Source organism: Butyrivibrio sp. XPD2002 (assembly GCF_000423945.1).
Taxonomy (GTDB): domain Bacteria; phylum Bacillota; class Clostridia; order Lachnospirales; family Lachnospiraceae; genus Butyrivibrio.
Genome location: NZ_KE384115.1, coordinates 179,044 through 191,580, shown reverse-complemented (window position 1 = coordinate 191,580; position 12,537 = coordinate 179,044). Strand labels below are relative to the sequence as shown.

Here is a 12,537-nt window from a genome sequence, read left to right as displayed (position 1 = left end):
TTGCTTGTTGAGAATCTTACTTCGTATCCATCAACCTTCTTTGCCTTCTTAATTGTAACCTTTGCTGTCTTCTTAGCAGGTGACTCAGCATTGCGGATCTTAGTTGTCTTGTCTGTAAGAACTTCTGCCTTGATCTGGAACTTAACTACGTTTTCACGGTTGTCGCCTATATAGATGTTGATCTTATAATCACCCTTCTTTACATCCAGTTCCTTTACGTAGGTCTTATCCTTATCAATATTTACTTCTTCAGTTGAAAGAAATTTAATTTCGCCGGATTTATAAATATCAGCAATGGCGCCTTTAATTGTATCTGTAGCTTTAACAGTTACTCTCAGCTTTCCGTCGATATCTGAGTGAATAATGTAAGTCTGTCTCTTGTTATCACCTTCAAGCTTAACCTCAGATGTATAATCAGCATCGTTTACCAGCTTGGTAGGTTCTGCTGTATCGATTTTCTTAATTATCTCTTCATCTGAAGGTCTATCAGCTGCGTAAGCTGTAAGTGCAGGTGCAATTGCAAATGATGAGCAAGCCATAACACCTGCTAATGTGATTGCTAAACGTCTTGAAATCTTCTCAAAAATCCTCATAGAATAACCCTCCTTGACAAGGTTAGAAAACTTTTGGTAATCGCAGTGATTACCTGTGATGATTTTGAGTATAATCATATTCGACTATACTGTCAACATTTTGTAGCTGTTTTATGATTTTATTAGATTTCGACATTTTTATACATTATTTTACTATAAATATTTTGGATTTAATTCATATATGATGATGCGTTCAGTCTATTTGAACAGATCCCCCTATTCCGATTCATCTGTGGAACCATGTTCAAAAATGGAGTTACGTCTATTTATATAAATATGGGCTGGTCGATCCACCTGCGGAAGTATCCTCCATGCAGCCGTTACGTCTATCCGCGAACAATTCAAATAATTGACTGCACAGCACCGATAACCTCCGTATATACTATACACCTATCCGAGTACAATTCTTATTTCCGATTGACCTGTCAATTTAATCGTCTATGTCTGTTCAGTCAACTGGTACAAATTCCCTTCCCCCGGTTCGACTTGAAATTTCCTCCATAACGCAACATACACCATTTAACTTATTTCTTCGCGGATAGACGTAACACCACTTATTCCCCCAAAAGGAAAACCAATAGAAAACCACGAAAAAGAGCCACCCACTGTTGCAGTGGATGGCTCCGTATATGGCATTTCAGGTTATATTATTTAACCTTAGCAATCTTCTTTGACTTTGACCAGTCTGAGTAGTACTTAACGCCATTCTCTTTAACGTATGTTCTTACCTGAACGTAGTACTTCTTGCCGCTCTTAAGGCCGCTCTTCTCGATTGTGCCCTTCTTATCCTTGAACTCAATCTTCTTAGCCTTTACGCTCTTTGTCTTAACGTTCTTGTCGAAGTCTTTGCTTGTTGAGAATCTTACTTCGTATCCATCAACCTTCTTTGCCTTCTTAATTGTAACCTTTGCTGTCTTCTTTGCAGGTGACTCAGCGTTGCGGATCTTTGTTGTCTTGTCTGTAAGAACTGCAGCCTTAATCTGGAATTTAGCTGTAGCTTCGCCACTATTATTGGCGATACAGATTCTGTAATCTCCGGCCTTTACGTTAAGTTCCTTCTCATATGTCTTATCCTTTGCAAGATCCTTTGTGTCTTCATCTGAAAGGAAATTCTTTTCACCCTTCTTCCAGATACCAACCTTGAAATCCTTAATTGTGTCAGTAGCCTTAACTGTTACTCTGAGCTTTCCATCGATATCTGAGTGAAACTCATAATATTTAGTATTCTCACCACCAAATTTAACCTCAGCTTCAGCGGTATAATCAGCATCATTCACAAGCTTGACAGCTGTTGCTTCTTCGTTAATATAAACATCTGCATCAGTTGCATCAGCTGCATAAGCTGTAATTGCAGGTGCTACTGCGAATGATGAGCAAGCCATAACACCTGCTAATGTAATTGCTAAACGTCTTGAAATCTTCTCAAAAATCCTCATAGAATTAACCCTCCTTTATGGGTGACATTTTTCGTAACCTTATGTTACGAGTTTTGTGTTTTGTTAACCTCCGTGACTGATGTTTTGTTTGTTGTCGTCGCGGTGATTACCTTTGATGTTTTTGAGTATAATCATATTTGTCCATTGTGTCAACAAAATTTGAACATTTTATGATTTTTTATTAATTCCCGGTTCTATTTTTCAGTCATCAAACACCCATAAATACTGGCCTTAAGCACATTTCAAAATCCAATCATAAAAGTCGTAAAATGCCCTTGTTTTTATTTTTTGTTTATAATTTACTCCTGTCTTAATGCATCAATCGGATCCATTTTTGCAGCCCTTCTGGCAGGATAAATGCCGAAAAACAGGCCATCTGCGATAGATATAGTCACAACCAGCGCTACGTTTGTGATGCTGATAAACGGAGGAAATGGCATGAAATTCTCAGCTATCTTTGTAAATAAATACCCCATAAGCATACCTATAATACCGCCGATCAGAGTAATAACTGCTGATTCAGTAAGGAACTGCAGCAGAATATAGGAAGTTCTTGCGCCAAGGGATTTCCTTATACCAATCTCTCTGGTTCTCTCAGCCACAGTAACCGTCATGATGTTCATAACACCGATTCCGCCAACAACCAGAGATATCGCCGCAATAAGGGCAACTACCAGAGTGACCACATTTAATATGCTGGTATATGTTCCTGCCATGCTGGCAAAGGACTGAATGCTTACAGCGCCTTCGCCTCTTAGCTCCAGCATATTTTCCGTAATACTCTTTACTTTAAGTGCTGTCTCATCTGCAGTTCCGGGGCTGGCATATGTCTTGAAACTTGTTATCTTATCTCCACTAAGCCCGAATTTACCTGTTAAAAGAGCGTAGGGAACATAGATTCCGCAGTAATAATACGCCTGCTCTTTTCGCCTTATTGCATCCCTGGCAGCAAGCATGTCATTTTCTTCACTCTTAAGTACGCCGATTATAGTGATGTCCGCGCTTTTTGATCCCATATTAAGAGTAAATGTTCTGTCAATGACATCATCCGTTCCAAATAAGAGGAGAGCATCCGCCTGTGTTAACACGCCTACCTGTGTGCCGGCCTCAGCCTCATCATCTCTGAAAAATCTGCCCATGTACATGCCATTTTTTTCATCACGGGATATGTCGGCTGTTCCGCCATATACACCCATGTTTCTGTCCTGCTGGCCATCATTGTAGGTTCCTGCTGAATCAATATACATGGTTATTCCAAGCACTTCCGGAATAGCTTCCTTTATCTTTTGAAGGTCCTCAGGATTTAAATATCTGTCTGTTTTCTTAGGATCAATATTTATTACTACCCCGCTCTGAGAAATCTCATCAAGGCTGCTGTTCACATAGTGTTTCATTCCATCGCCTATGGACAGGATTGTAATAACAGAGGAAATTCCAATTATTATGCCGAGCATTGTAAGCAGAGTTCTGCCTTTATTCTGTTTTATGCTGGAAAATGCGCTTTTTATGTATTCCATATTTTTACTTCCTTACAAGTGCGTCAATAGGCTTGAGTTTGGCCGCTTTTCTTGCCGGATATATTCCAAAGAAAATTCCGATCATCATTGAGAAAAGTGTTGCGCCAATAATAGTGCTGGGATCAAAAACCGGCTTTAAATCAAGCACAATGCAGCCCACGTATGCACCTGCTATTCCTACCAGGATTCCTACAATTCCTCCCATAAGAGAAATGATTGCAGACTCTGCAAGGAACTGAATCATTATCGCTCTGGTTCTAGCTCCGATAGACTTACGTATTCCTATCTCTCTGGTCCTCTCTGTAACCGTAACCAGCATGATATTCATAACACCTATACCGCCAACCAGAAGGGATATAGCTGCGACAAGTGAAATAAATGCGGTGATCGCTCCCATAATGGAATCAACCTCAGATGATACATCAGACATACTCATATAGTAGACAGCGTCTCTGCCTCTGAGATCCAGCTTGTTTTCCGTAAAACGCACAACGCTCTTTATTATGTCCTCGGACTGATCATTCCCCCAGTAGATTTCCATACTGTTTGATTCAGAGATGTCCTTATTAAAAGCCTTGCCATAAGTAGTTATCGGGATCTCTATCATCGCCGTATAACTTTCCATTTCCATCTCCATCATCTTTGTGATCATCTCACTCCAGTTTTCCCTGATTCCAATAACCTCAAGTTCAACTGAAGTACCTCCGATCGTTAACTCGAAGGTTCTACCGATGGCATCCGCTGTTCCAAAAAGATGAACGGCATCATTTTCCATCAATACGCAGACCTTAGCTCCCTGCTCCACCTGATCATCGGTAAAATACTGACCCTTTTCCAGCTTGGTCACAGTGGAATACTGGTAATCAGCACCTGCAGCAGTTAAAAGCACATCGACTGTTTCTCTGCTTCCTGCTGCTATTCCAAAATCCTGCTCATAATATGTAGCTCCTGTCAGGCCCGGAAAATTCTCCTTTATCTCCTTCAGGTCATCATCTGTGATTCCTCTTTCTGCAACTGAGCTGTCCAGATAAATCTCAGCGACATTACCTCCAATGGCGTTAACTTCATCCGACACATAGCTCGCCATTCCATTACCGATTGTAAGCGCAGCTATAACCGAAGCAATGCCTATTATGATTCCCAGCATTGTAAGAGCTGTACGCATCTTATTACTGAGGATATTTTTAATTGCACTCTCTAAGTATTCTAAAATTGTGTCCATAGACTATCACTCCAGACTAACACCGGTTACCTTGGTTCCCTCGATAAGAGTTGTTGGATCTGTTGTGACAATAGTATCGCCTTCACTTAAGCCTTCCTTGATCTCAGCATCAGTGCTTGTTGTAAGTCCGAGAGTTACAGGCTTTCTTGTGAGGATTCCATTTTCAATTACAAATACAAAATCGCCGTCTGCATCAGTTCCGATATACTCATAGGGAAGAACTACCACTCCCTCTGCCTTATCTGTGTGGATCTTGTTACCTGCTTCAACGCCAAGGATTATGCCATCATCAGGGTTCTTGATCTTGATCTTGCCATCTACAACAGGAACGCCACTTGCATTGTTCTTTGCAGTTCCTGCAATCTGAGTAACCTCACCCTCGTACTCTTTTCCGTTTACAGTGACATCTACCTTCTGTCCTACCTTGATCTTACTAAGGTCAGACTTTGAAATCTGAATATCAACTCTCACATCATCAGTGCTCTCGATTGTCATGATCTTGGTTCCGGGTGCAACAGTTGCTCCCTCTGACGCATCGAGCTCTGTGATAACACCTGAAAAATCAGCCTTTACGCCTTCCTCTGCTTCTTCGATATCTGCGATCGTATTATTGCTCTCAAGCTCTGTAAGCTCTCTTGCTGCTGCAAGGGAACTCTTCTCGCCTGCTGTAAGCGCTCCAAGCTCTGCAGATGACTGCTCTGCAAGATCCTGCTTCTCCTCATTAAGAGCGTTTATCTGTCTGTTCCACTCCTGAATCTCAGAATCGTTATTTATAGCATACTGAACATCAGCGATTGCATTCTGAATTTCGAGAGACATCTGTGTCTCACCATCCTCTGTCATTCTCTCATCAGGTGCGCCGTTCTTCTGCTGTGCATCATAGCTGTCTGCATATCCGTTCTGGTCAACATCCTGGCTTGTCTTCTGAAGATCAGTAAGTGTCTGATTCATTCTGTTGTTCTTCTCTGTGATCTTATCGTTAAGGGCATCGATCTCAGCAGTGATCTCATCAAGACGAGTGTTTATGTCGTGAATGCTTCTGCCTTCAAGTACATCCGTTGCCTTGTTGTTTTTCTCAATGCTTCCGTTGTAGTTACCGTTAGCCTGCTGAAGATTGAGCTCAGCCTCTTTCTTTGCTCTTTCAAGGTCAGCCTCATCATAGGTGTAGATCACATCACCCTTATTTACTCTGTCGCCCTCAGCAAGTGCCAGCGCTCCGATAGGTGCTGATACCTTTGCATAGTAGGTCTTTGTCTCATCTGAAGCCACATTACCACTTATTGACACTATAGCCTCGATATCACCCTTCGTAACCTGAGTTGTCGTCACAGGCATAGGTGCATTCTTTGCCTTCACATTATTGAAAACCGTAAAGCCAATAATAAAGACAACAAATCCAAGCACTATAAACTTTACATAGCCCTTTTTCTTCTTACCGGGTGTATAGCTTTCAGTTGTCTCTGTTGCTTCAATATTCTCCGCCTTTTTCTTACCAAATAATTTCATACTTCCTCCTGTTTATCCTCATCCGGTGATTCATGCCACCTTATCACTTAAAAAATTTATAGCTCTTTAAAATCCGGGTTAATCTCATCCTTGGCAATCTTGCCATCACTTATTGTTATGATGCGCTTTGCCTGCTTGGCTATTCCCGGATCATGAGTAATCAGTATTACTGTTCGTCCTTCAGCATAAAGCTTCTTGATCGTTTCAATGATCTCCCTGCTGGATCCGCTATCAAGGTTACCTGTGGGCTCGTCCGCGAGAAGTATCGGCGGTGCCTGAGCTATTGCTCTTGCAATCGCAACTCTCTGCTGCTGACCACCTGATAGCTCCGATGGCTTATGAGTCATTCTTTTCCCCAGCCCTACATGCTGCAGAGCTGCCTTGGACAGTTCTCTTCTTTTTTTCTTGGCAACTCCTCTGTACATGAGCGGTAGCTCAACATTCTCAAGAGCAGTAAGTGACTGTATCAGATTGAAGCCCTGGAAAATGAATCCTATTTCCCTGTTCCTGACATCAGACTGCTGATCATCAGTCATGTGGGACACATCCATTCCATGCAGCATATACTTGCCACTGGTGGGCGTATCAAGACACCCAAGCATATTCATAAGTGTGGATTTTCCTGAACCTGACTGACCGATTATGGCCACGAATTCCCCTTCATCAATTGTAAGGCTCACATGATCAAGAGCCCTGACCTCATTCTCCCCCGGGTTGTATATCTTACAGATGTCTTTAACTTCGACTAGTGCAGACATGATTTCCTCCTCTTTATATGCCAGTTTATATCTGACTAAGTCCGGTCGGATACGGGGTCCGTAACTCGCTGCTTCGCAACTTCGAACGGTCCCCAGCTCCCCTATTTCAATAATTTACGAATTTGCGTACATTTAGTACCATATTATATAACGATTAATAAAACAAGATGTCTTCATTAAATCTTAAGTTTTTTAATTTCCTCATTTGGCAAATTAAATTTATCATTGGCAAAAATAAAAGACCACTTTCACACGGAAAATGGTCTTTTTCACACTGCATTACATTATTTTTCTTATTTCGCAAGAAGCATCATGATGTCGTTGCTTCTCTGAACAAACTTTGTCATGGAAGCTGCATCAAGAGGTGCGTTCTGGATACGCGCAAGATCATAGAGCTGCTCGCAGATTGTGCTCACATTGTCACTGTCCTGATTATCCATAACGTACTTAACAAGAGGATGATTAGCATTGAGGATGAGAGTCTGTCCACCCATTCCAAGGTCGCCCATCATCATTCCGTTAGCAGCATACATCTTCATCATATCCTGCATACGGCGTGTATCCTCAGATACTGTAAGCATTGAAGAAATCTTCTTATCCTTGAGCTTCTCAACCTTAACAACAAGCTGCTCGTTCTTAAGAGCCTTCTTCATCTTCTCACCGATGTTCTTCTCAATCTCCTCGAATTCCTTCTCAGCCTTCTTGGAGGTCTTGCTCTTGAAGGTATCTGTAAGGTCCGCATCAATTCTCTGGAAGCGGATATCCTGATTCTTGGACTCAAGCTGCTGGATGAAGGGTACATCTATGTTGTGGTTCAAAATGAAAGCGTCCATCTTCTGAGCCTTGAACATGTTGATGTACTGGCTCTGCTGCTGCTCATCTGTTACATAGTAGATAGTGCGGGGCTCTTTCTCCTCTTTCTCCTCTTCCTTCTTATCAGCATCAGACTGGCCGTTCTCGTCAACAACCTCTGCCTCAACTGTGTTGCCGTTCTCATCCTTAGCTTCCTCAGCTGCAGCAGCTTCCTCTGCCTCCTTGTTGATCTGGAGTGCCTCGGGAAGTGTGAGGTATTTGCCATCAAGATTCTTAAAGAGGATGTAGTCGTTCATCTTCTCGCAGAACTTGTCGTCCTTGAGGCAACCATACTTGATGAAGGGAGAAATATCCTCCCAGTACTTATCGTAATTTTCCTTATCTGTCTTGCAGAGTCCGGCGAGCTTCTCAGCTACCTTCTTAGAGATGTAGTCTGAAATCTTCTTAACAAATCCGTCGTTCTGAAGAGCACTTCTTGATACGTTAAGAGGAAGATCAGGACAGTCTATAACGCCCTTAAGGAGCATGAGGTATTCAGGAATAACTTCCTTGATGTTGTCAGCGATGAATACCTGGTTGTTATAAAGCTTGATAACGCCCTCTGCTGACTCAAACTCCATGTTGATCTTAGGGAAGTAAAGGATACCCTTTAAGTTGAAGGGATAATCCATGTTAAGGTGAATCCAGAAAAGAGGCTCCTTGTAATCGCGGAATACCTTTCTGTAGAACTCCTTGTACTCATCATCTGTGCAGTCCTTGGGAGTCTTACCCCAGAGAGGATGTGTATCATTGAGAAGCTGAGGTCTTCTCTTGATCTTGAGCTTCTTCTCCTCTTCCTTCTTCTCCTCGGAATTCTCAGCGTTAGCATCGTCCTTCTTCTCAGGCTCGATCACTTCTATAACGATATCATCATCGCGCTTCTCAGATTCCTTTATGGTCTCTGTGCCTTCCTCATTCTCTCTTGAGAGATAGATCTCATAGGGCATGAATGAGCAGTACTTCTCGATTACTTCGCGAGCTTTGTACTCGTTGCAGAACTCAAGGCAGTCATCTGAAAGATGAAGTGTGATAGTTGTTCCAATTTCCTTCTTATCTCCGTCTGACATCTCAAAATCAGAGCCGCCATCACAGGTCCAGTGAACTGAAGCTGCATCGGATTTATATGAAAGTGTATCGATATCTACATAATCGGATACCATAAATGTTGAATAGAAACCAAGTCCGAAGTGTCCAATAATTTGGTCAGCATTTGCCTTATCCTTATACTTGTTAAGGAAGTCTGTAGCACCTGAAAAAGCTACCTGGTTGATGTACTCCTCAACCTCCTCGGCTGTCATACCGATACCGTTATCTATGATCTTGATAGTCTTATCCTTATCGTTGAGAACTACGTCCACACGGGGCTTGAAGCCATCGGGAAGTGTATACTCACCCATCATGTCCATCTTCTTGATCTTTGTGATGGCATCACAGGCATTGGAAATCACCTCACGATAGAATATGTCGTGATCTGAATACAGCCACTTCTTGATAATCGGGAACATATTCTCGCTGTTAATTGAAAGATTACCTTTTTTCTCCATTGTATTGCCTCCATTACTATCGCGGATTTACATAAAAATATCTCAACCGCGTAATTATTTAACCTGGTGGTTCTGTTCTACTAAACATAGAATACCCACAAATATGAGTTTAAAACTGCTGAAGGCAAAAGTCAACAAAAAATTAGCACTCATTATAAATGAGTGCTAACAATGATTATTTTCTTATTTCCATTTATTTCGCTTCATCTTGTACATCTCTTCATCAGCCAATGCAATGATCCTGTCGAGGTTGATGTCATCATCCATGACTGTTGTAGCTATACCCATACTTGCTGAAACCGTGTAGCCAAGCTTTTTCGTAGCCTCTTCCATCTTTCCAATCATAGCTGCCTCCATGGAATCCCAGTCACATTCTCCCAGAATAAGTGCAAGCATCTCATCTCCTCCAACTCTTACACAGAGAGCATCCTCCGGACATTCCTCTTTCAATATTCTTGCGATGGTTGCAATAGCATTGTCACCTGCAAGATGTCCAAAGCTGTCGTTAATCTGCTTAAGGCCATTTAAATCCAGCATAACAAGAGTGACCTTCTTACCGAGATTCTCAGGATTGCTGTGAACCTCCTCGAACTTTTCAAGGAAAGCCAGTCTGTTGTATAGTCCCGTCAGAGCATCATATTGATAGGTTCTCTGAAGCTTATCGCGAAGATACTTCTGGTACTTATTAATAACGTATCCGCCAAAGGCCATTCCCAAATAGTAGGTAAGGCTCGGCATCAGTGAGTAATCAACGAATTCAGCTCTCGGGTACGAATAGCATATAAATCCGGGAGCTTTACCCATATACTCAAGGCAATTGAAAATAAGAGGATAACCCTTATCCAATACATCATTTAAGTGTGGAATAATCTCATCAGTATTAAAATCAGTTACTGTGTCCTCTCCGGAATACCAGTCGTAAATGACTACCTTTTCACCCTTTTCGATATTCTCAAAAATGAAGTTATTTTCAAGGTCAAGACAGGACTTCTCAATCACAATGCACATATATGCAGTCAGAGGATTCCTGATATATTTAATGCTCTCCTCCGAGCTCTTACCTGTAAGTATCTTGGCAGTGATAGCCTGCATAACATGTATGTCATCCTGATGATGATAAAATCTGTTGTTAAGGCCGCTTACAGCCTCCAAAAGATCAAGCTCACTGTGATGGCATCCGCAGGAATCATTTTCTATAAAGCTGGGATCAATCCACTTATCAATGTTTCTCTGTCCCTTGAACACAGATAGAAGCACGTCCATTATGGTCACTGCAAGCTCAATGCTGTCACACTTAGCTGTCGTGATTCCGGGCTTTGACCAGAATGCTTCCTCAACTCCGTCAAAGCCGGTAACGATAACTTCATCCGGAACTCTGATTCCCTTTATCTGTAGAACATCGCAGACATTTATGGCCATAATGTCATTAGCGCATATGATCGCATCAGGAAGAAGCGGTCTTTGCAGAAGCTCAAGGGTTGCTTTTCTTGAGGGTGTTGCCCAGAAATCCCCATAGCTGACCATGCTGTCATCAAAGGTGAAGCCGTTTTCTTCTATGACCTTTTTAAATACCTCGATTCGCTCGTTTGAAAAAGGACTGTTCCTTTTTCCTGCCATAAAATGAGGTCTCTTAACCTTATGGAACTCTATTACATGACGAACCACAGCTTCAAATCCCTTGGCATAATTGAATCTGACAAGGGATGCATTCTCATATTCACCATCAATTACGATAGCCGGAACATCATGTGAAGCCGCCTTATCCAAAATTTTCTGAACAACCTCACGACTCTTGATTTTCTCGTCCATGATCACAACGGCATCAACCTTATCATAAGGAACAAGATCAAAAACTGCAGTCTCGTCGGATTCATCTCCGCTATTACCAATCTCGGAATTAAGGGTGTATATAAAAAGATAACAGTCATTGGCCTGAAGAAGCCTGTTAAGCTCAGTAACAAAGCCAAAAACCTGTGACTCGTAAATTCGGTATGTGCATAAAGCTACCAGTTTTTTGCCATTAATCATGTTTCACTCCAAAATTACGATCAGAATCTGTAATGGTTTTTAATAGTGCATTTCTTTACGTTAGTCTTTTTGTGGTCGTAAAATGTTCCTTTAATCTTAGTATTCTTAATTATAACCTTTTTTCCGGAATAATTACCACAATCCCCTGTAATTTTGCAGTTTGTTATCTTTACATTTTTCGCGGCCACCTTGTTGTTTTTCTGATAGTAGGGATTGAGTATGTTAAGTGCAAAATACTTTCCGTTTTTCTGATGCTTTTTCCTGGATTTAATGGTTGTGTTCTTTATCTGAATAGATGAGCAGACAGCCTTTTTCGGAATATTGCCCTCATCAGTATTAGGCTCGATAAGTATTCCACAGCAGGGTGAAGCACCGCTGGCACCACTTATCTTGCAGTCATCGATTACAACATGGTCAGCATCCACTATCGCAATGTTATTTCTTCTGTTGTTTTTCACATTACAGTTTGTAATGGTGACATGACTGCATCCGGGATTGGAGCCATCATCAGTAGCTGAGCCGAGATATATTCCATCGCCCCAGTTATTCTCAATTGTCATATCATGTATTTCTACATTGCTACAGTCAATGACACCTATTCCGTGCCCGTCTGCATCTGATGATCCCTTATGATCTGATTTGTCACCGACAATTTTGCCGCCGAATATCTTGAAATTATTCCCTTTAACATGAATGGCGCAGAACTCGCCGTGGGATGTCGGAAGGACATTCAAAACAGTCGATCCGGTGAGCTTAAAGGTAACATTTGGCTGATCTACATAAACACCAATACCTGTCCCACCAAAATCGAGAATATCTATATCATACTGACCGGAGCTAAACTCTACGGTTCCGCCACCGGCCTTACCTGCAGCATCAGCAGCGTCCTTGATAGCCTGTCTGTCGTCCTTTCCATCATTAACGACAGCCCCAAAGTCCTCAGGCTTATATACATTCTCAGCCTTAACAGCCATAGGTGCTGTTAAAGTTAAGGAAGGAACTGCTACTGCAGCAGCCATAAACAATGTAAGTGCTTTTCCCAAAATCCTCATAAAAAATCCCTCCATAAGTTACGCGTTTC

Annotated in this window: 9 protein-coding genes; all 9 read right to left on the bottom strand. The window is 41.8% G+C overall.

Annotation, left to right across the window (positions count from 1 at the left end; genetic code table 11):
• Nucleotides 1–593 (bottom strand): hypothetical protein (locus G587_RS25960; RefSeq protein WP_035787275.1); only part of this gene is annotated, 593 nt, incomplete at its 3' end.
• A gap of 647 nt (nt 594–1,240) precedes the next feature.
• Nucleotides 1,241–2,029 carry a hypothetical protein gene (locus G587_RS0118480; protein ID WP_026493455.1) on the bottom strand — a complete coding sequence of 263 codons (789 nt, stop codon included), beginning with the start codon at nt 2,027–2,029 and terminating at the stop codon, nt 1,241–1,243.
• Between the two features lie 299 nt (nt 2,030–2,328).
• Nucleotides 2,329–3,546 (bottom strand): ABC transporter permease, encoded by a 1,218-nt coding sequence (locus tag G587_RS0118475; protein WP_026493454.1) that lies wholly within the window; start codon nt 3,544–3,546, stop codon nt 2,329–2,331.
• A 4-nt stretch (nt 3,547–3,550) separates the two neighbouring features.
• Complete coding sequence (locus tag G587_RS0118470) at nt 3,551–4,768, bottom strand: ABC transporter permease (protein WP_026493453.1); 1,218 nt, start codon at nt 4,766–4,768, stop codon at nt 3,551–3,553.
• 6 nt (nt 4,769–4,774) lie between these two features.
• Nucleotides 4,775–6,274 carry an efflux RND transporter periplasmic adaptor subunit gene (locus G587_RS0118465; protein WP_026493452.1) on the bottom strand — a complete coding sequence of 500 codons (1,500 nt, stop codon included), beginning with the start codon at nt 6,272–6,274 and terminating at the stop codon, nt 4,775–4,777.
• Between the two features lie 56 nt (nt 6,275–6,330).
• A complete protein-coding gene (locus tag G587_RS0118460; RefSeq protein WP_026493451.1) occupies nt 6,331–7,032 on the bottom strand; it encodes an ABC transporter ATP-binding protein in 702 nt (233 codons plus the stop codon).
• Nucleotides 7,033–7,325: 293 nt separating this feature from the next.
• Nucleotides 7,326–9,428, bottom strand: a complete 2,103-nt coding sequence (gene htpG / locus G587_RS0118455) for a molecular chaperone HtpG (RefSeq protein WP_026493450.1) — start codon at nt 9,426–9,428, stop codon at nt 7,326–7,328.
• 183 nt (nt 9,429–9,611) lie between these two features.
• Nucleotides 9,612–11,456 carry a diguanylate cyclase domain-containing protein gene (locus tag G587_RS0118450; RefSeq protein WP_026493449.1) on the bottom strand — a complete coding sequence of 615 codons (1,845 nt, stop codon included), beginning with the start codon at nt 11,454–11,456 and terminating at the stop codon, nt 9,612–9,614.
• 20 nt (nt 11,457–11,476) lie between these two features.
• Entirely contained in the window at nt 11,477–12,508 is a 1,032-nt protein-coding gene (locus tag G587_RS0118445) for a right-handed parallel beta-helix repeat-containing protein (protein ID WP_026493448.1), read from the bottom strand.
• Nucleotides 12,509–12,537 lie beyond the last annotated feature (29 nt).